At 57.5% G+C, this 23,771-nt stretch carries 24 protein-coding genes; 10 read left to right on the forward strand and 14 right to left on the reverse strand.

Annotated elements, in window-relative coordinates:
• Positions 1 to 44 precede the first annotated feature (44 nt).
• The 5 genes from ACR0AW_RS11215 to ACR0AW_RS11235 all read right to left on the reverse strand — a co-directional run bounded on the left by ACR0AW_RS11215 (position 45) and on the right by ACR0AW_RS11235 (position 5,132).
• On the reverse strand, positions 45 to 854 hold the full coding sequence (locus ACR0AW_RS11215) for a methyltransferase domain-containing protein (protein ID WP_170733925.1): 810 nt from the start codon (positions 852 to 854) through the stop codon (positions 45 to 47).
• 108 nt (positions 855 to 962) lie between these two features.
• Positions 963 to 2,060, reverse strand: a complete 1,098-nt coding sequence (locus ACR0AW_RS11220) for an ABC transporter ATP-binding protein (protein ID WP_170408536.1) — start codon at positions 2,058 to 2,060, stop codon at positions 963 to 965.
• Positions 2,061 to 2,065: 5 nt separating this feature from the next.
• Entirely contained in the window at positions 2,066 to 2,965 is a 900-nt protein-coding gene (locus ACR0AW_RS11225) for a carbohydrate ABC transporter permease (RefSeq protein ID WP_170408537.1), read from the reverse strand.
• On the reverse strand, positions 2,958 to 3,830 hold the full coding sequence (locus ACR0AW_RS11230) for a carbohydrate ABC transporter permease (protein ID WP_039543053.1): 873 nt from the start codon (positions 3,828 to 3,830) through the stop codon (positions 2,958 to 2,960). The genes ACR0AW_RS11225 and ACR0AW_RS11230 overlap by 8 nt, the downstream gene beginning before the upstream one ends.
• 57 nt (positions 3,831 to 3,887) lie before the next feature.
• A complete protein-coding gene (locus tag ACR0AW_RS11235; RefSeq protein ID WP_170514081.1) occupies positions 3,888 to 5,132 on the reverse strand; it encodes an ABC transporter substrate-binding protein in 1,245 nt (414 codons plus the stop codon).
• Between the two features lie 217 nt (positions 5,133 to 5,349).
• Between ACR0AW_RS11235 and ACR0AW_RS11240 the strand changes: the two genes are divergently transcribed.
• Both ACR0AW_RS11240 and ACR0AW_RS11245 read left to right on the forward strand, forming a co-directional pair.
• Positions 5,350 to 6,087: a response regulator transcription factor gene (locus tag ACR0AW_RS11240; RefSeq protein ID WP_170408540.1), complete on the forward strand. Its 738-nt coding sequence runs from the start codon at positions 5,350 to 5,352 to the stop codon at positions 6,085 to 6,087.
• The gene (locus ACR0AW_RS11245; RefSeq protein ID WP_170733926.1) at positions 6,084 to 7,526 is read left to right on the forward strand and encodes a sensor histidine kinase; all 1,443 of its coding nucleotides are present in this window, start codon (positions 6,084 to 6,086) and stop codon (positions 7,524 to 7,526) included. The genes ACR0AW_RS11240 and ACR0AW_RS11245 overlap by 4 nt, the downstream gene beginning before the upstream one ends.
• Here ACR0AW_RS11245 and fliP read toward each other — a convergent pair whose 3' ends face one another.
• The 4 genes from fliP to fliF are packed head-to-tail and all read right to left on the reverse strand — an operon-like array spanning position 7,527 to position 10,717.
• The gene (gene fliP, locus ACR0AW_RS11250) at positions 7,527 to 8,255 is read right to left on the reverse strand and encodes a flagellar type III secretion system pore protein FliP (RefSeq protein ID WP_170733927.1); all 729 of its coding nucleotides are present in this window, start codon (positions 8,253 to 8,255) and stop codon (positions 7,527 to 7,529) included.
• Complete coding sequence (locus ACR0AW_RS11255) at positions 8,252 to 8,539, reverse strand: FliM/FliN family flagellar motor switch protein (RefSeq protein WP_170394848.1); 288 nt, start codon at positions 8,537 to 8,539, stop codon at positions 8,252 to 8,254. Before ACR0AW_RS11255 ends, fliP begins: the two co-directional genes overlap by 4 nt.
• Positions 8,532 to 9,128, reverse strand: coding sequence for an ABC transporter ATP-binding protein (locus ACR0AW_RS11260; protein ID WP_170733928.1), 597 nt, complete (start codon positions 9,126 to 9,128; stop codon positions 8,532 to 8,534). Before ACR0AW_RS11260 ends, ACR0AW_RS11255 begins: the two co-directional genes overlap by 8 nt.
• Entirely contained in the window at positions 9,128 to 10,717 is a 1,590-nt protein-coding gene (fliF, locus tag ACR0AW_RS11265) for a flagellar basal-body MS-ring/collar protein FliF (RefSeq protein ID WP_170733929.1), read from the reverse strand. Before fliF ends, ACR0AW_RS11260 begins: the two co-directional genes overlap by 1 nt.
• A gap of 119 nt (positions 10,718 to 10,836) precedes the next feature.
• Here fliF and ACR0AW_RS11270 point away from each other — a divergent pair, with 119 nt between their 5' ends.
• Genes ACR0AW_RS11270 through ACR0AW_RS11290 form a run of 5 tightly spaced genes read left to right on the forward strand, consistent with a single transcriptional unit; the run spans position 10,837 to position 15,506 of the window.
• Positions 10,837 to 11,334, forward strand: coding sequence for a flagellar basal body-associated FliL family protein (locus tag ACR0AW_RS11270; RefSeq protein WP_170515145.1), 498 nt, complete (start codon positions 10,837 to 10,839; stop codon positions 11,332 to 11,334).
• Positions 11,335 to 11,343: 9 nt separating this feature from the next.
• Positions 11,344 to 11,856, forward strand: a complete 513-nt coding sequence (locus ACR0AW_RS11275; protein WP_170394859.1) for a DUF6468 domain-containing protein — start codon at positions 11,344 to 11,346, stop codon at positions 11,854 to 11,856.
• The gene (locus ACR0AW_RS11280) at positions 11,853 to 12,446 is read left to right on the forward strand and encodes a MotE family protein (protein ID WP_170733930.1); all 594 of its coding nucleotides are present in this window, start codon (positions 11,853 to 11,855) and stop codon (positions 12,444 to 12,446) included. The genes ACR0AW_RS11275 and ACR0AW_RS11280 overlap by 4 nt, the downstream gene beginning before the upstream one ends.
• A 46-nt stretch (positions 12,447 to 12,492) precedes the next feature.
• Positions 12,493 to 13,362: a flagellar motor stator protein MotA gene (motA, locus tag ACR0AW_RS11285; protein ID WP_170733931.1), complete on the forward strand. Its 870-nt coding sequence runs from the start codon at positions 12,493 to 12,495 to the stop codon at positions 13,360 to 13,362.
• The gene (locus ACR0AW_RS11290; protein WP_170733932.1) at positions 13,359 to 15,506 is read left to right on the forward strand and encodes a hypothetical protein; all 2,148 of its coding nucleotides are present in this window, start codon (positions 13,359 to 13,361) and stop codon (positions 15,504 to 15,506) included. Before motA ends, ACR0AW_RS11290 begins: the two co-directional genes overlap by 4 nt.
• A 680-nt stretch (positions 15,507 to 16,186) precedes the next feature.
• On the opposite strand, the gene betB is transcribed toward ACR0AW_RS11290, so the two are convergent.
• Positions 16,187 to 17,641, reverse strand: coding sequence for a betaine-aldehyde dehydrogenase (gene betB, locus ACR0AW_RS11295; RefSeq protein WP_170733933.1), 1,455 nt, complete (start codon positions 17,639 to 17,641; stop codon positions 16,187 to 16,189).
• Between the two features lie 191 nt (positions 17,642 to 17,832).
• On the opposite strand from betB, the gene ACR0AW_RS11300 reads away from it, so the two are divergent.
• Positions 17,833 to 18,162, forward strand: coding sequence for a hypothetical protein (locus tag ACR0AW_RS11300; protein WP_170733934.1), 330 nt, complete (start codon positions 17,833 to 17,835; stop codon positions 18,160 to 18,162).
• 6 nt (positions 18,163 to 18,168) lie between these two features.
• Here the strand turns inward: ACR0AW_RS11300 and ACR0AW_RS11305 are convergent, their stop codons facing one another.
• Positions 18,169 to 18,669 carry a potassium channel family protein gene (locus tag ACR0AW_RS11305; RefSeq protein WP_170636577.1) on the reverse strand — a complete coding sequence of 167 codons (501 nt, stop codon included), beginning with the start codon at positions 18,667 to 18,669 and terminating at the stop codon, positions 18,169 to 18,171.
• 64 nt (positions 18,670 to 18,733) lie between these two features.
• Entirely contained in the window at positions 18,734 to 19,639 is a 906-nt protein-coding gene (gene trhO / locus ACR0AW_RS11310) for an oxygen-dependent tRNA uridine(34) hydroxylase TrhO (protein WP_170733935.1), read from the reverse strand.
• Positions 19,640 to 19,735: 96 nt separating this feature from the next.
• Here trhO and pncA point away from each other — a divergent pair, with 96 nt between their 5' ends.
• On the forward strand, positions 19,736 to 20,329 hold the full coding sequence (gene pncA / locus ACR0AW_RS11315) for a bifunctional nicotinamidase/pyrazinamidase (RefSeq protein ID WP_170733936.1): 594 nt from the start codon (positions 19,736 to 19,738) through the stop codon (positions 20,327 to 20,329).
• Between the two features lie 3 nt (positions 20,330 to 20,332).
• Here the strand turns inward: pncA and ACR0AW_RS11320 are convergent, their stop codons facing one another.
• A complete protein-coding gene (locus ACR0AW_RS11320) occupies positions 20,333 to 20,863 on the reverse strand; it encodes a hypothetical protein (RefSeq protein WP_170466668.1) in 531 nt (176 codons plus the stop codon).
• Positions 20,864 to 21,027: 164 nt separating this feature from the next.
• Here ACR0AW_RS11320 and pncB point away from each other — a divergent pair, with 164 nt between their 5' ends.
• Complete coding sequence (pncB, locus tag ACR0AW_RS11325) at positions 21,028 to 22,320, forward strand: nicotinate phosphoribosyltransferase (protein WP_170733937.1); 1,293 nt, start codon at positions 21,028 to 21,030, stop codon at positions 22,318 to 22,320.
• On the opposite strand, the gene ACR0AW_RS11330 is transcribed toward pncB, so the two are convergent.
• The gene (locus ACR0AW_RS11330) at positions 22,317 to 23,768 is read right to left on the reverse strand and encodes an aldehyde dehydrogenase family protein (protein ID WP_170733938.1); all 1,452 of its coding nucleotides are present in this window, start codon (positions 23,766 to 23,768) and stop codon (positions 22,317 to 22,319) included. The genes pncB and ACR0AW_RS11330 overlap by 4 nt on opposite strands.
• Between the last annotated feature and the right edge of the window lie 3 nt (positions 23,769 to 23,771).

A 23,771-nucleotide genomic window follows, 5' to 3' on the forward strand; every position in this document is an offset into this window, starting at 1 on the left:
TACGCCGGCCACCGCTCGACCCGTTCGCGCGGTGGCTTTTTTGTTCAGGTTGCAGGCTTGCGCGCGATCTGGCTGACATAAGACATGTAGCCAAAAAACGTGTTTGCAGACACACGCGCCCGGGCCTCGGATTTCAGCGCCTGTGCCGTTTCAGGCGCCAACAACCCGGTCTCGGCCATTCGATCCGCACCACGGTCGATAACGGTCAGAAAGTAAGTCGCCTCTCCTTCGGCTACATAACCGTGTCCCCGGCGACGGCCCAACTCAAAACCTGCTTGAGAGAGTGCACCGCCAATCTGGCGCATGATCCAGAGGTTTGTGACGTTCTGATTGATCATGAACCGAATGAGTTGATCCAGAGGATCAAAATCGGCAATCTGCGCTGTGGCGGTATCGTAGTCCCCATCGCAAATCGCGAATATCCCGCCCGGTTTCAGTATCCGAAAGGCCTCGGAAACCACATCCTCGGGGCCGGGTACATGGCACAACAGTGTATGCGCCAGAACAAGGTCTGCTGAGCTATCTTCAAGCCTGGTTGCCTTTGCATCGCCGGTTTCAAAAACAAGATTGCTCTCGCTGGCGAAGCTGTTTCTCGCACGTTCGACCATAACCGGTGAGGGCTCAATGCCGAGCGCGCGCTCCACCCCGCCAACTGACAGCAGCTCTTGCGTGATGTGCCCGGTGCCTGAACCCAGCTCAACCGCGAACCCGCCCTCAGGGACAATCAGATCACTTAGATAGCTATCCCTGATCTCTTTCTGCGCCGGCTCCAGACACCGCGCTTCCATAGCTTCGGCGATACGCTCTTGGACCGAGATATCCTGCCCGGCCAGATCGGAGTACGGATCGGACATAGCGCGCCTCCCTTCGCTACGTCCCAAGATAGCATATTTCAAATTAACCGGCCAAAACCGACTGTGATTGGTATGGCCCACCCCGGGTTGGTGCGGGCCAACGGTCCCTTAGTTCAGCCGTTCACCCGTTTCCTTGGCAAAGTAGGACACCTTGCTCATGTCGAACGCCAGGTTCAGCAATTGACCGGCCTGCGCGCTGGTTTCAGCATGCAGCCGCGCCGTGACCTGCTTGCCACCCAATTCCGACACCACATAGGTATCTGCCCCTGCGGGTTCGACCATATCGACCATGCAGGCGGCTTCCTGCACGCCTGCGCCAGCGCGGAACCCCGCCTCGGCGATATCTTCAGGGCGTAGACCAAGGATGACATCCTGCGGCAGAGACAAGTCACGTGCATCGTTCAGAACCAGCGTTTCACCGGATTCGCGCGCGATCGAGATTTGCGTTCCCGAGCCATTGTTCGATGCCTGTGCCGGGATCAGGTTCATCGCAGGTGAGCCCATGAAATCCGCCACAAACAGATTGGCCGGGTTGTTGTAGATCTCGGCCGGAGTACCGATCTGCTGCACGACCCCGCCTTTCAGGACCACGATCTTGGTGGCCAGCGTCATCGCTTCGATCTGGTCGTGGGTAACATAAACAATGGAGGCGTCCAGTGTCTGGTGCAGCTTCTTGATCTCGGTCCGCATCTCGACCCGCAGCTTGGCGTCAAGGTTCGACAGCGGTTCATCGAACAGGAACAGCTTGGGGTCGCGCACCAACGCCCGGCCCATCGCGACCCGCTGACGCTGACCACCCGACAGTTGGCTGGGGCGGCGGTTCAGCAATGGCTCGATCTGCAGCAAGGAGGCGACGTCTTTCAGCTTGGCTTCCTGCGTGGCCTGATCGACCCCGCGCACTTTCATGCCGAAGGTGATGTTCTTGGCCACCGACATGGTCGGGTACAAAGCGTAAGACTGGAACACCATCGCGATGTCGCGATCCTTGGGGCTGACATGGGTCATGTCGTTGCCGCCGATGGACAATGTGCCACCGGTGATCTCTTCCAGTCCCGCAATGCAGTTCAGCAGCGTAGACTTACCGCAGCCCGAGGGGCCGACAAGCACCAGGAAGTCGCCCGGTTCAATCGAGATGTTGATGTCTTTCAGAATCTCGGTCGCGCCGTAATTCTTGTAGAGTTTGTTGATATCAAGGATGGGAGCCATGGGTCTTATCCCTTCACAGAGCCAGCGGTCAGGCCGCGGATGAAATACTTACCGGCAACGACATAGACGAGCAGCGTCGGCAGCCCCGCGATGATCGCGGCAGCCATGTCGACGTTGTATTCTTTGACGCCGGTGGTGGAGTTTACGATGTTGTTGAGCGCAACAGTCACGGGCTGTGTCCCCGCCTGGCTGAACGACACGCCAAACAGGAAGTCGTTCCAGATCTGCGTGAACTGCCAGATCACAGTCACCACGATGATGGGCAGCGACAGCGGCAGAAAGATCGACCAGAAAATCCGCATGAACCCAGCCCCATCAACCCGCGCCGCTTTGGTCAGCTCGGCCGGAATGGTGACATAGTAGTTGCGGAAGAACAGCGTGGTGAAGCCCAGCCCGTAGATCACATGGACAAAGATCAGGCCCGGAATGGTTCCGGCAATCCCCATCATACCCAGCAGACGTGCCATTGGCAGCAGAACAACTTGGAACGGGATGAAGCAACCGAACAGCATCAGCGAGAAGATGATATTGGCCCCTTTGAACCGCCATTGCGCCACGACATAGCCGTTCAGCGCACCCAACAGGGTCGACAAAAATACCGCAGGCACCGCGATCAGAACCGAGTTCCAGAAATAGGGTCGCAAACCTTCACACTGGATACCGGTACAAGCGCCGGACCATGCGGTTTTCCAAGCGTCAAAGCTGACCTCTCGCGGCAGCGAAATCAGGCTGCCGGTGCGGATTTCCTCAAGGCTTTTCAATGATGTCGTCAACATCACGAAGAGCGGCATCAGATAATACAGTGCAAACAGGCCAAGCAGGACATAAAGCAACCAACGCAGGGCAATCTTGCCCGTAGCGCTTTGGGTGCGGGTTTGTGTTTGGGGCATCGACAGATCAGTCATTTTTCGCCCTCAGCTCTGAGTAAAGATAGGGAACCACGATGGCAAAGACGACCAGCATCATGATCATCGCGGACGAGGCTGCTTGACCAATATCGCCGCGCGAAAAGGCCATGGCGTACATGTAAGTAGCGGGCAGATCGGTTGCGTAGCCCGGACCGCCACCAGTCAGGGCGATGACAAGGTCGAAGCTTTTGATTGCGAGGTGCGCCAGCACGATGAAAGCAGACAGGAAGATCGGTGCCATCGAAGGGATGATGATCGCCGTATAAATGCGCCACGTGGGGATGCCATCGACCTGTGCGGCCTTGATGATCTCGCCATCGACCGAACGCAAACCGGCCAAAAACAACGCCATGACGAAGCCGGAACTCTGCCAGATCGCGGCGATCACGATAGTGTAGATCGCGTAGTCGGGGTTCACCAGCCAGTCGAATTCGAAATTCGGAAAGCCCCAGCCCTGCACCATGGATTCGATGCCCAGGCCCGGGTTCAAAATCCACTTCCACGCCGTACCTGTCACGATCATCGACAGCGCCATCGGGTACAAGTAGATCGTCCGGATCGCGCCTTCGACGCGGATCTTCTGATCCAGCAGGATGGCCAGCAACAGGCCCAGTACCATCGCGATCACGATGAACAGCGCGCCAAAGATATACAGGTTGTTGATCGCCGTATCCCAGCGGGGAGAGTCGAACAGGCGTTCATACTGAATGAAGCCTTTGATCTCGTATTTCGGCAGTAGTTTCGATCGGGTTAGCGACACCCATGCGGTCCATCCGATAAATCCGTAGACAAAGATCAATACGGCGATGAACGACGGTGCCAGCACCACCTTGGGCAGGTGGTTTTCCAGCCATTCGGACATTTTAGCCTCCGGGGAAAGATGCTCTGCCCCTCACTATAGGGGGCAGAGCGTATTGGATCAGTAGCTGTTTGCTACCGCGTCCGCCAGTTGCTGAACCGCGTCAGCCGAGGACATATCCGAGTTGAAATGTGCGGTCACAACATCCGTAATCGCACCGGCCTGCGACCCGCGCAGCGCCATGCCATGGGCATAAGACGGCAGCAGCGAACCGCCTGCCGAGGTCGAACCCATGTCTTCGGCCGAGATTTGCGCGCAGATGTCGAACGCATCCAGCGCCACATCAGTCCGCGCAGGGATCGAGCCCTTGTTCAGGTTGAACACTTCCTGGAATTTCGGCGCGACGATCAGCTTGGCCAGCAATTCCTGACCAGCGCGGTTGTCGTCACCTTCCACTTCGAACATGGCGAAGCTGTCGACGTTGTACAGATATCCGTCACCGGGGGTCGAGGCACACAGGAAGTCTTCGCCGGGCTTCTTGCCAGCCGCCAGGAATTCGCCTTTGGCCCAGTCACCCATGATCTGGAAAGCTGCTTCGCCATTCATCACCATGGCGGTGGCAAGGTTCCAGTCGCGGCCTGAGAAGTTTTCGTCCACATAACCGCGCAGGGTGCGCATCTGGTCAAAGACCTGCACCATGGTGTCCGAGGTCAGCGCCTCGGGGTCGAGATCGACAAAGGCTTTCTGATAGAACTCGGGGCCACCCAGACCCAGCGCAACCGCTTCGAACACTGTGGCGTCTTGCCATGCCTGGCCACCATGGGCCAAAGGGATCACTCCGGCAGCCTGCAGTTTTTCGGCAGCGGCGTTGAACTCTTCCCATGTTGTGGGCATTTCAATGTCGTTGGCGGCCAGAACGTCAGCATTGGCCCAAATCCAGTCGATGCGGTGCACGTTCACAGGTGCTGCGCACCACGTACCTTCGCACATCATGTGGCCTGCAATCGATGCTGGCAGCACATCGGCCCAGCCTTCGGCTTCTGCCACGGATGAAATGTCTGCCAAAACGCCCTCTTCATACCATTCCTGAATGGCAGGTCCTTTCAGCTGAACAGCAGTCGGCGCGTTACCCGCAAGAACCCGGGCCCGCAGCGCAGTCATGGCCGCATCGCCGCCGCCACCTGCGACCGGCATATCGGTCCATGTGCCGCCGTTCGAGGCGAACTCTTCCTGCAGAACCGCGACCGATTTCGCCTCACCACCGGATGTCCACCAGTGCAGAACTTCGGCCTTTGGTTCAGCCACAACAGCCGACCCGGCCACTACGGCCAAGGTCGACACGGTGGCAAATGCAAAACGCTTCATTTTTTGTTCTCCTCCCTGAGAATTCGGTGCCACCCCAAGGGCGGCCATAGGTGATATAGCGCTAACGGATTGCCGCATGGCAACGCAGAATGCGATGCAATATCCTGACAAGGTGGAAATTTTCACCGCTTTTGTTACCCCGTGTTACGTTGGCCTTGAATCCGTTTCCATTCGTTACAATTGGCGGCGACGGAGAACCCTGAGGAGGAGAAACAGAGTGGGCATTCCCCGGCTCCTGGTGGTGGACGACGATTCGGAGATGCGGTCGATGATGACCCAGTTCTTTCAGCAGAACGGGTATATTGCTCTGCCTGCCAGTTCCGAAAGTGAAATACGCACGCATCTAACCTCGGGGCGGATCGACCTGATCCTGTTGGACGTGATGCTGGGCGATGAAAACGGCGTCGAGATCTGTGCCCGGTTGCGGGCCGAACAGGATGTACCGATCATTCTGGTATCGGCCCTGTCGGCGGATCACCAGCGCATGGCAGGATATGAGGTTGGAGCAGACGATTACATCGCCAAACCATTCAACCCGCAACTGTTGCTGGCCCGCGTCCGTGCGGTGATGCAACGCGCCCGACGCACGCCTTCGCTGGCATACCGCCGCCGCACGCGCACCTTTCACTTTGACGGCTGGGTCTTTGACGGCAAACGGGACGAGGTGCATTCGCCCGAAGGCTATCTGGTTTCCCTGTCCCAACGGGAGACCGCCCTGCTGAAGGTTTTGCTGGCGAACCCGCATATTCCGCTGACCCGTGATGAGATCGCCGCCGCACTGGATGTAACCGGTGAGGCCGACAAGCCCGAGGCGCAAGGCCGTGCCATAGATATGCTGGTGGGGCGGTTGCGGTCGAAAATCGAGGCCAATCCAAAAGACCCCCAGATGCTGCGCACCGAGCGCGGTGTTGGCTATCTGTTTACCGCTGACGTTATGGTGGATGAGGACGCATGACCCTGCGCCTGCGCAGTTTTGGCTGGCTCTGGACCCTGTCCGCCTTTGTCGCGGGGCTGGTCGCTGCCGGGATGTGGTTCACCTCGGCACAGGCGTGGAACCGGTACCAGACCGCAGCATTTGTTGCTGGTTTCACCATATACGAAGACTTGCGAACGGGGATGGCGCCGCCACCCGGCCTATTGATCAACCCATTGCCAACCGAGGCAGCCGCGCTTGCTGATAGTGGAGCGTTCCAGCAAATGCCCGGCTTTGCGGATCGCCGCTTTGTCACCAATCTGTCGATCCTGACCGACAGTTCAGCCCCCCTGAGTGGCCGCGAATTGACGCTTGCGGTGTTATCGGATCGACTGGTCTATCCGGTTTCAGACATCGTATCTGGCAGCGATCAGACCGGCCCCGAGAAGATGGGGAACCTGACCCGCCTGTTAGCCACATATTGCAGCGAACCTATCCTGATCGCGCAATTCGGGCGCGGGGTCTGGCAGCAAGTCGACGGCACCGCAATCTGGGGCTGTAAGGCTGCGCCGGTTGATCTGCGTTTGCCCGCAATATTGCTGGGCATTGTGTCCTTGGCGGTGCTTCTCACCTCGGTCGGGAATGTTTCTGACAGTTTCGCACGCTTTGCTCAGGCACTTGGTGACCGCCGACGTCGCGGCGGGCCGCAAAACTATGACGCGGACGGGCCCGAAGAGCTGCGCGATATCGTGACTGCGGTGAATGATCACCTGGATGCCGAACGTGCGCAGCTTGAGAAACGCGCCATTGTACTGTCGGGTGTCAGCCACGATCTGGGGACACCTGCAACCCGCGTCCGGCTGCGTGCGGCGCTGATTCCCGATGGCGAGTTGCGCGAAAAGCTCGAGGCCGACGTGGACCAGATGACCGGCATGATAGAAAGCGTGCTTACTTACACGCGATCGGAACTCAGCGTCGAGGAACCGCGCCAGATATCGCTGACCTCGCTGGTTGAGTCGCTTGTGGCCGATTATCAGGATATGGACCGGCCTGTGTCGTTGAAAGCCGTTGATCCCGTTGTCGTCGAAAGCGCGTCGTCTGTTTTCATGTCACGCCGTGGGCATGCGTCGCTGCCGGAAACGCGGCGCATCCTGGTGACGGGTCAGCCCATCGCATTGAAACGAGCTTTGTCCAATCTGATCGATAATGCCCTGAAATACGGTCGTCACGCCGAGGTTGAACTGGAAACCGATGCTCAGACCGCCACGATCGTCGTCGAGGACAAGGGCGCCGACCTATCGGTCGCGGATATCGAGGCGCTACTGGCACCGTTCCAGCGCGGATCAAACATCGGATCTTCGGACGGGTTCGGATTGGGCCTGACAATTGTCAGCACCGTTGCCGAACAACATGGCGGAACGCTGAGTTTCGAGGCCGGAGATCAGGGTCTGCGCGCCCGACTACAGATCACACGGCAATAGTCATGGCGCATAGCTGCGCACCAAGGCGCTGGCGATCAAGGCCCAGCCATCAGCGATGACGAAAAACGCCAATTTGAACGGCAGCGAGACTGTAGCCGGGGGCACCATCATCATTCCCATCGACATCAAAACCGCTGCGACAACGAGATCGATTATCAGGAAAGGTAGGAAAATGAGGAACCCGATCTGAAAGGCCCGCGCGATTTCCGACAACATGAAGGACGGCATCAGCACGGATAACGGGGCCTCGGGCGATAGTTGGATCGCAGCATCATCCGGGCGCAGGTCTGCCATGGCTTGAAACGTGTCGACATCAATGCGCGCTGCCATAAAACTGCGAAACGGCACCAGCGCGCGTTCCAGCGCAGGCTCTACGTCAAGCGTTTCCTCGACCATCGGCTGAATCCCGGTCTCCCACGCCTCGGTAAAAACCGGCTCCATGACGAAATAGGTCAGAAACAGCGCCAGACTGACGATCAACATATTTGGCGGTGACTGCTGCAAGCCGATTCCTTGCCGCAGGATCGCCAAAACCGTGATCAAAAACGGGAAACAGGTGATCATGATCGCCAGTCCCGGTGCCAGGCTGAGCACCGTGATCAGCAAAATCAACTGGATGGTCCGGGCCGAGATCGACCCACCCTCGCCCAGGGACAGCGACAGTTCTTGCGCCGCGCCACCGGAGGGTATGACCAGCAAAAGCGCCAGCCAAAACAGGTGGCGCATCATCCGATCCCGTTCTGCAGATCCGAGATTTCGGTCAGCCGTACAGCCAGTTGCCCGGACTGGTCGCCCTCCATCTCTTCCAACAGACCGCGCGCTACCAATTGGTCCCCAACATAGAGGTCAACCGGATCCTCGATCCGCTTGTCCAGTGTCAGTACGGCATTTTCGCCCATGCTCAACAGGTCACGGATCAAAGGCCGCGCACGCCCGACCGAGACGGTGACTTCGATCGGAACAGTCTCGAACGGGTTGGGTTTTTCGGGTTTCGGTGGTTGAGGATCACTCATTTGACAAAGCCTCTTTTGCTTCAAACAGATATGCGTCGAACGTTGCAGCAATGGATGAGAGCAAGGCAGCGCAGTCCACCTCGCGTTGGGCGATCCCCACCTGCAATCGCGCCTGTCCCGGCTGGAGCGAGACATCCTCGATGACTTGGGGACGCGGCGAGATATCCTGCGGCAGCATCGCCTCGACCTGATCCGAAGTGCCCGCCGGAACAGTCAGCTGCAGTGGCTGGTCAACCTGCTCTCGCGCCATGTCGCAAAGCTGCTCGGTCAATCGCTTCGCAAAGCCATGCTCGATCGTCTCAGGCAGAATAGTCTGAACCAGGCTGTGGAACATCGGTTCCAGCGACAGGGTCATGCGGGTCAATGCTTCTTGATAGGTAAAGGACAGGTCGGATAACGTCGCCGACAGATCGGAGCTTAGCTGTGTACCAGTCTGTTCCTGCGCCTGAACCGCATCTTCCCAGCCCGCCCCATAGCCTTGTTCAAATGCAGCAAGCCGCTGTTCTTCCAGTGCGTCTTCATCCAGTAGATGTACGGCCACCCCAGCCGCAGGGGCGGTGAAGTCTTCAAGAAGATGAGCGATCGACATCACACCTTCTCCTCGCCTTCTTCAAGCCAGCTGCGCAGGATCTCTACCGTCTCTTCCTGCTTGTCGCCGATCATGGCGCGCAAACGGTCGACAGAATCTTCCCCTCGCGCAGCGGCAATCGCCGGAACATTCGGCTGCGCCGCATCCGCGAGCGGTGCAAAGTCCGGCGCATCTGCGGTCGCAATTTCCCCGGTCAGGGAAGGCGCTGGGGCGACCTCGACCGGTGCACCTGCTGGCAGCAGCGCCGATGCCGCAGATTTCGTCAGAATTGGCCGTATGACAAACAGACCCAAAACAAGGGAAACCAGCGCCAAAACCACCATCTGGATTAGCGACATAGCGTCGATGTGCATGTTCTGCCAGATCGACCCGGACACCAACTCGCCCTGGGGTTCAACCATGGGCAAGTCGAGCGATTTCAGTGTGATGACGTCGCCGCGTTCAGCATCAAACCCGACCGCAGAAGCCACAAGCTCTTGCAGTGCATCAAGCTCGGGCTGCGGCATGGGTTCAAAAATCTCGACGCCATCTGTACCTGCCGCTCGAACACCATTGACCAGCACCGCGACAGTCAGACGTTTGATCGCACCTGGCGCGCGATGAACTTCCAACTCGGTCTCTGACACCTCATAATTCACCCGTTCGCGGGTCTGAGTGGCATTCGAATTGGATTCATCGCCTCCTGCCCCGTCGCCATCCGGCAGATTCGACGCCACTGTCACATCCGCCGACTGATTACGCGCACTGTCCGACCGTTCTTCAACATCCGTGCTGATCGCAACACGGCCTTTGGGGTCAAAGCGACGTTCCCGGATAGACTCGGTTTCGGTCACCGTATCTACGCTGACCTCAACCACCGCGTTGCCGGCCCCGACCCGGGCTTCGATCAGACGTAGAACTTTCTCACGCAATTGGCGCGCCTTATCATCTGCAGTATCGGCTGCCACCGCCGTGTCCTGCGCGCCAATCACGGCCCCGTTTGAATCAATCACAGTGACGTTTTCCGGTGCCAGCCCGCTAACCGCCGACGCCACTAAAAACCGGATCGCCTTTGCCTGATCTCCGTTAATCGGTGCACCCGACGGGACCAGATAAACCGAAGCGGTTGGTGCTATGCTGCGCTGAAACGGGTTGGAGGAGCTGTTGGCGATGTGCACCCGGGCCTTGCTGACATGCGGGCTGCCCACGATCGTGCGCGCCAGCTCTCCTTCTTTTGCGCGCCAATAGGCGGCATCAAACATCTGCGACGTAGTGCCAAAGCCGCTGAGCGAATCCAGCAGTTCGTAACCGCGATTGCCGTTCGCAGGCAGGCCCTCGCTGGCCAAAGTCATCCGCAACTCATCCCGCTGAACGCCGGGGACGTAGATCGAGCCACCCCTTATTTCATAGGTCACACCACGCTGGTCCAGCGCCCGCACGATATCCCCTGCCGCACCGCTTTCGAGCCCCGCATAAAGCAGCGTCATCGACGGCGCTGTCACAATCCGTGACATCGCAAGCACACCCAGAAACACCAGTGCCACGGCACCGGCCACGATAATTTGTTTGCGCCTGTCCAAACTTGCCCAGACAGTTCCGATCTGCTGCACGCTTACCTCCGACTCACCGACATTCTGTGCGGCTCTGCCCTTGTTTGGACGATTGCCCTTAACAATCGGTTAGTCCCTGAGGGGTTATGACGGTTGCCGAACAGATTCATGAGGACGGCATGACCGACGCAACTGCAGATGAGGCGGAAGCCACTAAAAAATCAGGGAAAAAAGGCCTTCTGCTTGGACTGATTCTGGCTATCGCGGGCGGTGTTGGTGGCTATTTCATAACTGCATCCGGCCTGCTTCCCATAGGTGGGTCCGAGATGGTGAAAGAGGCCAAAAAGAAAGGCGAAGACGCTTCCGTAAAGGCACTTCCCGATGTGAAATTTGTCGATCTTCCGCCGGTGATCATCTCGGTCAAGTCAGATGATTCGCGACATTTGAAATTTCACGCGCAGCTTGAAGTGAACGCGGGCTACGCCGCCGAGGTTGAAAAGATGCAGCCGCGAATCATGGACGTTCTGAACAGCTATTTGCGCGCCCTTGAGTTAACCGATCTGGAAGATTCTCTGGCTTTGATGAGGATCCGCGGACACCTGCTACGACGCATTGGGATCGTCGTGGGCGAAGGCCGCGTGCGTGACGTTCTGGTCATGGAATTTGTACTGAATTAGGAGGCGATGGTGGAGTTGATTGCCGATATTCTGCTGGTTGCGGGCGCTCTTGGGGCTGGTCTGTATTGTTTCGTTCTGTCGCGACGCCTGAAGCGGTTTACCGATCTTGAGAAGGGTGTGGGTGGCGCCGTTTCCGTGCTGTCCTCGCAAGCAGAAGAGTTGCGAAAATCGCTGGATAGCGCACGCCAGGCTTCGGATGATTCCGGCACCGCGTTGCAGACGTTGACCGAACGGGCGGAAACCGTCGCACAACGGTTGGAGCTTATGATGGCCTCGATGCACGATGTTGTTCAGGAAGAGCCCTCTGAGCCAGACGCTCCCAAGGATCAGCCAGATGACGCACCTGCTGAGGACAGGTCTGAGCAGCCCGGCGAAGCACAAGAAACTGCATCCGATTCGTCTGGTGAACCAACTGAGGTCTCGACTGAGCCATCGGAAGCTCCACCAGAGCCGCCCGCAAAGAAACCAGAAGGCCTGATGTTCTTTCGGCACGCCGCACCATCTGGCGGAGCAGCGAAATGAGTCGCAACCGGGCAAAAGCGCCTGATCGCCGAGCGCGGGGCGGTGTTCTGACCATCATTTCCTTGCTGATGGTCGGCTCTGCGATTATTCGCATCGGGCTTGAGGCCGGGCCTGCACTTGCCCGCGGCGCGGAACCAAACATGGCCTCGCCGGTCGGTGGTGAACGCAAAGAGGCGAATGCGGCAGATCTACAATTGCTGCTTACGGAACTATTGCGCCGTGAAAAGACTCTAAACCAGCGTGAAAGCACGATTTTGGACCGGGAACGGGCGCTCGACATTGCCGATCAGGCCATCGAAACCCGGCTCACCATGCTGGAGGACGCCGAGAACGCTCTGCGTGAAACGGTGGCGATTGCCGAAAAGGCCGCCGAAAACGATCTGACACAACTGACTGACGTGTATCAGAGCATGAAGCCCAAAGATGCCGCCGCGTTGTTCGAAACGATGGACGCGGTATTCGCCGCTGGCTTCCTGTCTCGCATGCCACCGGAAGCTGCCGCTGAAGTTATGGCCGGTCTCAGCCCCGAGGCTGCTTACACCATCAGCGTGATCATGGCCGGGCGCAATGCACGTGCCCCACAGGAATGACCCTCATGGCCATATCTATCTGCACCCTCAACGCTGGAGACCTTTCATGATCGGGCTCATCGGAATTGCCGTCATCTTTGTCATGGTATTCGGCGGCTACCTTGCCGCAGGCGGCAAGATGGCCATCATTATGAAATCACTGCCCTTCGAGATGATGATGATCGGAGGGGCCGCAGTCGGCGCATTTCTGATCAGCAATGATATCGGCGGCGTAAAACACACCGCCAAGGATATCGCGAAAGTTTTCAAAGGACCCAAATGGAAGCCCGAGGATTATTGCGATCTGTTATGCTTGTTATTCTCTCTGATCCGGATCTCACGCGCGAACCCGGTCGAGGTAGAGCAGCACATTGAAGAGCCAGGAAGCTCATCGCTATTTTCCGCATATCCCAAGATTCAAGCCGACAAAGAAGCGGTGGACCTGATCTGTGACACCATGCGCTCGGCGGCGATGAACTATGACGACCCGCACCAGGTTGAGGAGGTGCTGGAGAAGCGGATGGAGGCGAACTTCCACCATGCCATGCATTCAAGCCACGCGCTGCAAACCGTTGCTGACGGGTTGCCCGCTCTGGGGATCGTGGCCGCCGTTCTGGGTGTGATCAAGACGATGGGAGCAATCGACCAACCACCGGAAGTTCTGGGTAAGCTGATCGGCGGCGCGTTGGTTGGGACGTTTCTGGGGGTTTTTCTGGCTTATGGATTGGTGGGCCCTTTTGCGGGCAAGCTGAAATCTGTTGTCGAAGAAGACAACCACTTTTACCAACTCATCAAAGAGGTTCTGGTGGCTAATCTTCACAACCACAACGCGGCCATGTGTATTGAGGTCGGCCGCCAGAACACACCGACCCACAACCGGCCCGGTTTCTCAGAACTTGAAGACGCGCTTAAGGAACTCAAGCAGGCTGCAGCATGATCCGCGCATTGTCTTTGGTCTTGCTCGCATGGGGCACAAGCGCGTCAGCACAGGCTTTGACCGTGCGATCGGGCGAGCATGAGGGATACACGCGTCTGGTGGTACAGGTCCCCTCTGGCACCGGTTGGATGTTGGATCCGGTCGAGAACGGCGCGCGGCTGAGCATTGGCATCGATAATGCGACATTCAACACTGCAGCTGTCTTCGACCGCCTGTCGGGGAACCGTCTGCAATCGCTTCAACAGGCCGGGCCAGGTGCAGCGTTGGAGATGACATTTGGGTGCGACTGCGTGGCAACGGCATTTCTGCATCGCCAAACTATGGTTGTCATAGATATCGCACCCGGCCAGGGTACACCTGCAAATGACCCGGTAGAGCCAGAGGCGCTTCCCAGGACTGCAAGTATCCCGGCCCCAAAACCCTTACCTACTGATATTCCAGCCACCGAACTGGCCTTGCCTTTGCTGCAATTAAATCAACGAAATTTTGAGGAGCAGTTGGCATCACGTATATTGCAAAGCGCTGATCGAGAGGTTGTTGATCTTGAACTGGCAGGTGTCGGAAGCAGGGAATCGTCCAGTTTTGGGTCGCTGCGATCTTCGGAAAAGCTGGTACCAAATCTGCGACTGTCTTCGGTGCTCGATGAGGTTTCGGGGCTAGGCAATCTGGCAGTTCCTCAGATTGATAGCAAACCGGAATGTATCACGGACAGCGAACTGGGTTTTGGGACATGGTCGGGCGCTCGATCATTTTCCGAGGATGTGGCCGAATTGCGGGTCGGGCTATTTCAGGAATTCGATCGTGTCGACCAGGCGCATGCAATGGATTTGGCGAAGCTCTATACGTATTTCGGGTTCGGTGTAGAAGCGCACCAAGCCCTGTCTTTGTTGTCGGAGACCTCGGTTGAGCAGCGCAGAGTAGCGGCCATCGCATCAGTGATGGACGGGTTGCCTGCGCCGACGCCGAACCCTTTGGAAGGACAGCAAAGATGTGATGGTGCCGCCGCACTCTGGGCGCTTTTGAGTAAGGGTAAACTTCAATCCGATGCGCATGTGAAGGCGATCGAACGCAGTTTTGGTCGGCTGCCGTGGCATCTCAGGCAACATCTCGGCCCGGATATCGCCGAGATGTTTGTCTCGGCAGGCCGACTTGAAGTATCGCGCCGGATCTTGCGTGCGGTCGAACGGGTCTTAGAGGACGAACCCGCTGATGTAACCTTTGCCCAAGCCAAAATCGCGGATGCTGCAGGGGATACCGATACCGCAGAAACGCTGTTGACCGAGGTCATATCGGCGCCCGATGCCGCGACCGATGCGCCGTTGGCACTTGCGCGGTTGATCGAAAAGCGGTGGTCGGACCGGGGTACGGTCTCGCCCCGCGACCTCGATTTAGCTGCAAGTTATGCGCGCGAGCTTCGGAAGTCCGATCTTGGCCCGATGTTGGCGCGTGCACACGCTTTGGCGATGGCTTTGTCGCAGGATTTTACCGGAGCTCTTGCCAGTTTTGAGGATGTCTCGGATTCCGACGAATGGCAGAGGACACGAGATCAGGTATTCCAATTGCTGGCGGAGCGGGCGGACGACATTACTTTCCTGCGCCATGTGATGGAATTGAAGGACAAGCGACGCAACGCGCTGGCGGTCGAAACTGCCGTGTCCATGGCAGAGCGATTGGCTGACCTTGGGTTTTCAGCGCAGGCTTACGCGCTGGCAAACCGACCGCAAGATCGGGAACGCAGCCGTGATCGTGCTCGGCTTCGGGCAAAGGCGGCTCTGTTGGGCAACCGTCCCCGTCAGGCGCTGCTGGAAATCGCGGACGATTCCTCGGACACCGCGCAAGAGTTGCGCGCCCAGGCCATGATGCAAACACAGGATTTCGATGCCGCCGCGCGCGCATTGCAGGCAGGCGGGAAGCACGAGATGGCCGATCGATACAACTGGTTGGCGGGCTCCGGCGGTGCGGATGAAGAGAGGTCAAACACCTTCACCGATTTGTCCCGCATCCGAACGTCCCTGATCAAGCCCGTTGCGCGGCAGCCGGACAAGCCGTTGTCGGACGCCGCAATGCTAATACAGGACAGCACCATCGCACGCGCGCAGATCATTGAAATGCTTGAGACAGTGCGCGCAATTGACCCGAACTGAACCTTGGAAGTCTGTTCTTGCAGGGACAGGTGTAACTGATTTGGCCTGTAGGCTGATAGACGCCAAAATCAGCCTCTAACAAAGGTATTGAATTCATTTGGACTTCCTATGCGTTAATCCATGATGCCCATGGGACAGTGGCGGTAAACTCAGTGAACGTGTCGAAGATCTACAGCTGGCTCAATGATCATTCAGGACCACCGCACGCGTTCAAGTGTGCTGGTTCTTGGACAACTCTATCTGAAATTACGATCACCACATCTGCCCTTGGTAATCCAGGCCGAGTGACTCAGACTTTCTGAAACCGTATTCAAGGGCATTACGGTTGCCACATCGGGATCCGGCAGACCCGCCCCAGAGATTTGTTCAGCCCAGATGTGAACATGCACCGCCAAAACAGCCGCTACAATTGGCATTGCGTATTGTGCCGGGGACATGGTCTGGGGTTGGCCCCAAGTTAGCTCGCCCTTTCCAGCATCGCCACGTCAATCCAACCAAACTTGGCCAGTTGATAAAGGATCAAACTGCACCGATCACATAAGCTTGGGCGTGTGTTTTCACAGGCTGATCTCCGGTTTGCGGAGGAGGCGTCTTGAGGAATTTAGTCATATGTACGAGCCGGCATGTGCTCTGCCCCCGACGTGAACCATCAAGAACAGAGACTATTCAACCGGATTTATTCAGTATGGGGCCTCCACATCATTCATCGAGACGTAGACTGTCTTCATCTCGCTGAAGTGGTTGATTGCCAGTTTCGAGTTCTCGCGACCGACGCCCGACATCTTAGATCCGCCGAACGGTGCCTCAACCGGGGCCAGGTTATAAGTGTTGATGTAACAAGTCCCCGCCTCAAAACCTGCCACGATGCGGTGGGCGCGGGTTAGGTCGTTGGTGAAGACGCCGGCGGCCAGACCGAATTCAGTGTCATTGGCACGGGCCAAAACCTCTTCTTCGGTGTCGAAGTCCAGCACCGACATCACCGGGCCGAAAATCTCTTCGCGCGCGATTGTCATATCGTCCTTAACATCGGCAAAAACCGTGGGCTGCATGTAGAAACCATCGCCTTGGACCCGTTCGCCGCCATAGATCAGCCGCGCGCCTTCAGCCTTACCCTTTTCGACATAGCCAAGCGCGATATTCATCTGGTTTTCGCTGACCATCGGGCCAAAGTTGACCTCTTCATCCATCGGGTCGCCGATTTTCGCCGTAGCAAGGCGTTCAGACAGGCGCTTAAGGAACGCTTCCTTGATTCCCTTTTGCACAAAAACTCGAGTGCCGTTGGAACAGACCTGTCCCGAGGAATAGAAATTTCCCAGAATGGCGCCTGACACGGCATTTTCGATGTCGGCGTCGTCGAACACGATCATCGGGGACTTGCCACCCAATTCCATGGTGACATGTTTCATGCCATCGGCGGCAGCAGCGTACACCTTGCGACCCGTTGGAACCGACCCTGTTAGCGAGACCTTGGCCACTCGGGGGTCGGTCACCAGGCTGGCGCCTACATCACCGTAGCCCTGAACAACGTTATAGACGCCTTTGGGTGCACCTGCCTCGATCAAAATCTCGGCTACTTGCAATGCCGACAGCGGAGTAGTCTCGGAAGGCTTGAAGATCATTGTGTTTCCGCACGCCAACGCCGGGGCACCCTTCCAGCAAGCGATCTGCGTCGGGTAGTTCCATGCCCCAATGCCCACACAAACGCCCAGCGCCTCGCGGACGGTATAGACAAAATCCCCGTCTGCCAGAGGGATATGGTCGCCGGTCAGCGAGGCCGCCAGACCGCCAAAATACTCCAGCGCATCCGCGCCGCTGGTAGCGTCGGCCACCAGCGTTTCCTGCAGAGGTTTGCCGGTATCATGGGTTTCGATAATCGATAAGTCACGATTGCGATCCCGCATGATGTCGGCCGCGCGTCGCAGCACACGGCCTCGCTCGGTGCCCGATAGGGCAGCCCAGGCCGCTTGGGCCGATTTTGCGCTGTTTAGAGCCTTTTCAACAATCTCAGGCGTGGCGGAATGCAGCCGTGCGATGACCTCTCCGGTGGCGGGGTAGATAACGTCGATGGGCGCGCCATTGGTGTCCTCGACATACTCGCCATCGATGAAATGGCTGGCCTTAGGTTGAAACTTCATGCCGGTTCCCTCTGTGTTCAGAAATCTCTTTAGGCAAAGAGATCGCGTGCGTTGAGGATCGAATTATCGATTATTGACTGATCAGTCAATCAAGCCGCAAATTGGCAGGTTCTCGCCTAACCCAAAGGGTCTTCCCTTGAAACGAAAGGTTAATGTTCTATTTATGTTCTACATAGTCAGAGGATTACCCGATGGCCCAGAACATGCGAAATTCCGCCCTGAGCGGCCCGACAAACGACTATCACCTGCTGCCAGTTACAGATCGGCAGATGCGCTTTGCCCGCGCCATCGCGCAACAATCAGCGCTTGAGATTCCGGTCGAGGCGCAGCGTGACCGCAAATCCCTGTCGGACTGGATTTCAGCTCATAAGCCGCATGATCCGTCGCCCTTTACAAACTACCCAACAGGTAAGCAGGTTGCTTTTGCCGAACGTATCTCGCGCAGCAAGCGCCGCCCGATCCCGTCCGAGTGTTTCCGCGACAAACAAATGATGTCGCGCTGGATCGATCATAATAAATAGATCGCTCTATTTGCCGTGGTTGCGCGCGTATAGCGCGACGGCGGCGGCCACAAACATGCCCAACAGGATGTAACCCGTCACAGCCTCGGCCACAGCCAGCCCACGGCAAAAGCCAGTTGGGGACATGTCCCCATATCCGACCGTTGTGAAGGTGACGTATGAGAAATACAGAATATCGGCTGGCCCTTCAGCGCCGATCACACAATGGTCGTTATATCCAAACGCGCCGTAGACGGCTGCGAACAGGAATGGCACGACCTGGATGAAGGACACCCCCATCAGGAACAACAACCTCCGGGGGGATTTCACCTGGGTCATGTAGTACCAGGACTGCGAGGCGATCCAGATTAGAAGGCCTACCGAGGAAAGCGTGCCAATGGTGTCGCCTGCAGTGGCTTCGTTCAGGCGCGACAGACCGTACCACGCAAGAAAGCTTGCCAAGACCAGTCCAAGCGCCGCCAGAAAAGTTGATTTCCATTCTTCCAGGGTTCTGGGTTCGTGGGTCATGAGCGCTCCGTCGGTTGGGCTTGCGCACAATCATCCGATTTCAAACGTGGCCTGCAAGCTGATTTCAGTCAGAACCCAGATGTTCCTCGCCCCGCGCGCGGGCCAGCTGTATCTGCTTTTGCCGCTCGCGAAACCGCGCCTTGTCCTGTTCTGAAGTCTCATTGATACACCGATGGCAGGATACGCCATGCTCGTATGCAGGGCGTTTCACATCTTCGGGCAGGATCGGGCGACGGCAACCATGGCACAGCTTGTGTGGGCCTTCGACCAGACCATGACCAACTGAGACGCGGTTGTCGAAGACAAAACACTCACCCTGCCAAGTGCTGTCTTCGGGTGGCGTTTCTTCCAGATACCGCAGGATGCCACCTTTCAGGTGATAGACATCTTCGACCCCTTGCCCCAGCAGGTAGTTGGTGGATTTTTCGCACCGGATGCCACCGGTGCAGAACATCGCAACGCGTTTGTTGTGAAAGCGCTCCTTGTTCTGTTCCCACCACGCCGGGAAATCGCGGAAACTGGCTGTGTTAGGGTCTATTGCACCCTCAAACGTGCCAATCGCCACCTCGTAATCGTTGCGGGTGTCGATCACCACCACATCATCTGATCGGATCAGCGCGTTCCAGTCCTCAGGCTCGACGTAATTGCCGACATTTGCGCGGGGATCGACATCGGGTTGCCCCATAGTCACGATCTCTTTCTTCAACCGCACCTTCATCTTGCCGAAGGGCGGATGGTCCGAGGTCGCCTCTTTCCACTCAAGATCAGTGCATCCTGGCAACGCACGGATATGCGCCAGAACCGCGTCAATCCCGGCACGAGGACCGGCGATGGTGCCATTGATCCCTTCCTGCGCCAGCAGCAGGGTGCCTTTCACCGACTGCGCGCGGCAAAGCTCGTGCAAAGCCGGGCGCAGCGCATCGGGGTCGGTAAAACGCGTGAAATGATAGAGGGCAGCGATTGTGTACATGTGGGCGATCTAATGCCCTTGGCAAAAACACACAAGAGACCGCATTGACGATACCCGCTGCGCACCATACCGATAACGCGACTTTAGGAGGCCAGCATGTCCCACGCCCTGCTCGTTATCGATGTTCAAAATGACTTCTGCCCCGGCGGCGCGCTTGCCGTTGCCGGAGGGGACGAGATCGTCGCACCGATCAATGCGATCATGGATAGGTTCGATACGGTGATCCTGACACAGGATTGGCACCCGGCGGGGCATTCTTCATTCGCCAGTTCTCATACTGGCAAAGCGCCGTTCGAGATGATCGACATGCCTTATGGCCCTCAGGTCTTGTGGCCCGATCACTGTGTTCAGAGCAGCGCAGGCGCGAACTTCCATCCGGATTTGCGAACAGATGGCGATCTGATCATCCGCAAGGGATTTCGCAGCGCTATCGATAGCTATAGCGCGTTTTTCGAAAACGACCATTCCACGCCCACTGGTCTAAAAGGCTATCTTGAGACGCGCGGGATCACGCAGCTGACCATGGTCGGTTTGGCAACAGATTTCTGCGTGCATTATTCGGCGGTAGATGCGGCACAGCTGGGGTTTGATGTCACTGTCTTAAGCAACTTGTGCCGCGCCATTGATATGGACGGATCTTTGGCTGTCGCAGAACAGGCCATGCGCGCAGCGGGTGTGACACTGGCCTGAGGATCAAAGCGCGGCACCATGCTCGGCCAGCAGTTTCAGAAACACGAACAGGATCACGGCAAGACCTAACGCGAAACCGATACGCCCAGAAACCGTGCGACGCTTTGGACGCACTGGTCTTGGGCGTGGCGCTTGCAATGGTCGCTCGGGCATTTTCCGGTTCACGGTCCCGGGCTTTGCGGTCCTGATATGGCCCAAGAAGTGATGGAAATCGAACTCACCACTATACTCTCCCTGGACACCCATATTCCGGATATTCGCAAAAAGCCGCTTTAGGATCAGGAGGCGATCTTCAGCGTCTTCTGGCCGAAAATAACCTCGGGCAAGATGCCCATCCGACTCGTCCAGGCTAAATCCTGATTCCAGAAATATTCTGCGAATCTTGGGCGATGCAGCGCGCAAAGCGTCTGCCGTCTTGATATCCCTGAACCGCGCCCGCACCGGGGGCCGCCCAGTTATCGATGTTTGCCCATGCTCAGGATCAACCTCATCCGGAGCTATTGCAACAATGTCAAAATCGTACTCGAGACTCATTCACTAACTTCAACCTTCAGTTCCATCCCCACCCCTCACTAAAGCGTGAAGGAAACCCACAATAAGCCCGTAATGTGTTCTGTCGTGGGCATTGTTCCCAATTCCGCGACTCTTGCCATTTCGTGCTCCGATTGATCTAACAACGGAAATTGCAGGAGGTCCCCATGGTCGATATCGCGACGCGGGTCTACAATCATAAATGGAAGATTGACCCGATTATCCGGTCATTGATCGACACAGATTTCTACAAACTGCTGATGTGCCAGTCAGTGTTTCGAAATAAGCCCCAAACCGATGTGGTGTTTTCGCTGATCAACCGGTCGAATCACGTGCCATTGGCCCGTTTGATCGATGAAGGCGAGCTGCGCGAGCAGTTGGATCACATCCGCTCGCTAAGTCTGAGTCGTGGGGAAAGCACGTGGTTGCGGGGCAATACATTCTACGGCAAGCGTCAGATGTTCCGCCCGGATTTCATGGAATGGTTCGAGAACCTGCGCCTGCCCCCTTACCACCTGGAGCATAAGGGTGATCAGTATGAGCTGACCTTTGAGGGTAAGTGGCACGAGGTCATGCTATGGGAGATCCCGGCGCTGGCCGTACTGATGGAATTACGCTCACGCGCGGTTCTGAACGATATGCGCCGGTTCGAACTACAGGTGCTCTATGCCCGTGCAATGACACGCGTATGGGAAAAGATAGCCCAGCTTCGCACTATTGAGGGGCTTGGGATCGCGGATTTCGGCACGCGGCGGCGGCATTCCTTCCTTTGGCAGGACTGGTGTGTGCAGGCCATGATTGAAGGTTTGGGCTCGTCCTTTACCGGAACGTCCAACTGTCTGATCGCAATGCGACGCGAAGTTGAGGCTATTGGCACCAACGCACATGAACTACCTATGGTGTATTCTGCGCTCGCCGAAGACGACGCCGCGCTTGCGCAGGCGCCCTATGACGTCCTTAGCGACTGGCACGAGGAACATGATGGAAATCTGCGCATCATTCTGCCCGACACGTATGGCACCAAAGGGTTTCTGGACCGCGCGCCTGACTGGCTGGCAGGCTGGACCGGCATTCGCGTTGACAGCGGCGACCCCGCAACCGGCGCAAAAATCGCAATAGACTGGTGGAAATCACGCGGCGAAGACCCGACGCAGAAGCGGGTTATTTTCTCGGACGGGTTAGATGTGGACAAGATACGCGAATTGCACGCTCAGTTCGCGGATCAAACCAATGTCTCGTTCGGCTGGGGTACGTTGCTGACCAATGACTTCCGCGAACTTGTACCGAATGACGCATTGGCTCCCTTTTCGCTAGTCTGCAAGGCGGTCTCGGCCAATGGCTACCCGACGGTCAAACTATCTGACAACCCGGAAAAGGCGATGGGACCCGCCGAGCAGATTGAGCGGTACAAGCGCGTCTTTGGCGTTGGAGCGCAGGAGCCGATCGAAGTGATCGTTTAGCCGTGGTAGGCCGCAACCGTCTTGAGCTGCGAGAACCCATAAAGCGCCTCGAACCCTTTTTCGCGGCCATGGCCGGATTTTCCAACGCCGCCAAAAGGCAGCTCGACACCTCCGCCCGCGCCGTAGTTGTTAATGAACACCTGCCCCGAACGCAAACCCTTAGCCAGCCGCATCTGACGCCCACCATCTCGGGTCCAGACGCTAGCAACAAGGCCATATTCGGTGCTATTTGCTATGGTTAGAGCCTGTTCTTCGGTGTCAAACGGGATCAGAACCTGTACGGGGCCAAAGATCTCATCCCGCGCCAAGGCATGATCGGGCGGCACATCCGAGAACAGTGTGGGCCTGACATATGCGCCGGATTCGGGTGCGCCAGCCGCAATCTGGCCCTCGGCGGCAATCGCCAAGTCCGAGCCTTGGTGAAGGAAACCGGTCACGATTTCTTTTTGCCGTGTTGAGATCAGCGGACCGACGCGCAAATCCCGGATCGCCGGACCAACGGTGAGTTCTTGATAGGCAGTCGCCATACGGGATTTCACCGCATCATAAACACCGCGCTGCACCAGAATGCGCGAAGAGGCCGAGCAGGTCTGGCCCGCATTCTGTATACCCGCATTCACCAGATACGGCAGCGCGGCATCCAGATCGGCGTCATCGAAAACCAGTTGCGGCGACTTGCCGCCCAGTTCCAGTGTCACCGGAACAACGTTTCGACCCGCCGCCTGCTGAACCAACGCGCCAGTCGCGACCGAACCGGTGAATGAGATGTGATCCACACCCGGGTGTGCCGACAGGGCCGCGCCCGCCTCAGCCCCCAGGCCGGGCACCACATTCAGGGCACCAAGCGGAAGGCCCGCCTGTATCGCCAGATGCGCGAAGGCCAGTGCGGTCAGGCAGGCCTCTTCCGCCGGTTTCAGAACACAGGCGTTACCCATTGCCAGCGCCGCCCCGACAGAACGGCCAATGATCTGCATCGGATAATTCCACGGCACGATGTGGCCGGTCACACCGTGGGGCTCGCGCAACGTGTAGACGGTATAGCCATCCAGATAGGGAATGGTCTCGCCCATCACTTTATCCGCAGCACCACCATAAAATTCGCAATACCGCGCCAATGCTACCGCATCTGCCCGCGCTTGGGTCAGCGGTTTGCCGACATCCATCGCCTCTAGCTGTGCCAGTTCATCCACTCGGTCCAGAACCAGTTGCCCCAGTCGGGTGAGAATACGCCCTCGCTCCAGGGCCGTCATGCGACCCCAATCGCCATCGCACGCGGATCGGGCGGCCCGCACTGCAGCGTCGATATCGGTTTCGCCACCTCGAGCGATCTGGCAAATTTCGGAACCGTCCGAGGGATTCACCAGCGGCAAGGTTTGACCTGACGCGGGCATTTTCCATTCTCCGCCGATCAGGCAAAGGTTGGGATCGAACCAGAGGGGGTTAGTCATCGG

Source organism: Ruegeria sp. C5 (assembly GCF_056537605.1).

Excerpts from the sequence above, each read along its gene's own strand:
- ACR0AW_RS11270 (WP_170515145.1), top strand. The coding sequence starts at position 10,837 with ATGACCGACGCAACTGCAGATGAGGCGGAAGCCACTAAAAAATCAGGG.
- ACR0AW_RS11260 (WP_170733928.1), bottom strand. The coding sequence starts at position 9,128 with ATGTCGATCGCTCATCTTCTTGAAGACTTCACCGCCCCTGCGGCTGGG.
- ACR0AW_RS11235 (WP_170514081.1), bottom strand. The coding sequence starts at position 5,132 with ATGAAGCGTTTTGCATTTGCCACCGTGTCGACCTTGGCCGTAGTGGCC.
- ACR0AW_RS11330 (WP_170733938.1), bottom strand. The coding sequence starts at position 23,768 with ATGACTAACCCCCTCTGGTTCGATCCCAACCTTTGCCTGATCGGCGGA.
- ACR0AW_RS11245 (WP_170733926.1), top strand. The coding sequence starts at position 6,084 with ATGACCCTGCGCCTGCGCAGTTTTGGCTGGCTCTGGACCCTGTCCGCC.
- pncA (WP_170733936.1), top strand. The coding sequence starts at position 19,736 with ATGTCCCACGCCCTGCTCGTTATCGATGTTCAAAATGACTTCTGCCCC.
- ACR0AW_RS11255 (WP_170394848.1), bottom strand. The coding sequence starts at position 8,539 with ATGAGTGATCCTCAACCACCGAAACCCGAAAAACCCAACCCGTTCGAG.
- pncB (WP_170733937.1), top strand. The coding sequence starts at position 21,028 with ATGGTCGATATCGCGACGCGGGTCTACAATCATAAATGGAAGATTGAC.
- ACR0AW_RS11300 (WP_170733934.1), top strand. The coding sequence starts at position 17,833 with ATGGCCCAGAACATGCGAAATTCCGCCCTGAGCGGCCCGACAAACGAC.
- ACR0AW_RS11220 (WP_170408536.1), bottom strand. The coding sequence starts at position 2,060 with ATGGCTCCCATCCTTGATATCAACAAACTCTACAAGAATTACGGCGCG.
- trhO (WP_170733935.1), bottom strand. The coding sequence starts at position 19,639 with ATGTACACAATCGCTGCCCTCTATCATTTCACGCGTTTTACCGACCCC.
- ACR0AW_RS11320 (WP_170466668.1), bottom strand. The coding sequence starts at position 20,863 with ATGAGTCTCGAGTACGATTTTGACATTGTTGCAATAGCTCCGGATGAG.
- ACR0AW_RS11290 (WP_170733932.1), top strand. The coding sequence starts at position 13,359 with ATGATCCGCGCATTGTCTTTGGTCTTGCTCGCATGGGGCACAAGCGCG.
- ACR0AW_RS11225 (WP_170408537.1), bottom strand. The coding sequence starts at position 2,965 with ATGACTGATCTGTCGATGCCCCAAACACAAACCCGCACCCAAAGCGCT.
- betB (WP_170733933.1), bottom strand. The coding sequence starts at position 17,641 with ATGAAGTTTCAACCTAAGGCCAGCCATTTCATCGATGGCGAGTATGTC.
- ACR0AW_RS11230 (WP_039543053.1), bottom strand. The coding sequence starts at position 3,830 with ATGTCCGAATGGCTGGAAAACCACCTGCCCAAGGTGGTGCTGGCACCG.
- ACR0AW_RS11215 (WP_170733925.1), bottom strand. The coding sequence starts at position 854 with ATGTCCGATCCGTACTCCGATCTGGCCGGGCAGGATATCTCGGTCCAA.
- ACR0AW_RS11280 (WP_170733930.1), top strand. The coding sequence starts at position 11,853 with ATGAGTCGCAACCGGGCAAAAGCGCCTGATCGCCGAGCGCGGGGCGGT.
- motA (WP_170733931.1), top strand. The coding sequence starts at position 12,493 with ATGATCGGGCTCATCGGAATTGCCGTCATCTTTGTCATGGTATTCGGC.
- ACR0AW_RS11305 (WP_170636577.1), bottom strand. The coding sequence starts at position 18,669 with ATGACCCACGAACCCAGAACCCTGGAAGAATGGAAATCAACTTTTCTG.
- fliP (WP_170733927.1), bottom strand. The coding sequence starts at position 8,255 with ATGATGCGCCACCTGTTTTGGCTGGCGCTTTTGCTGGTCATACCCTCC.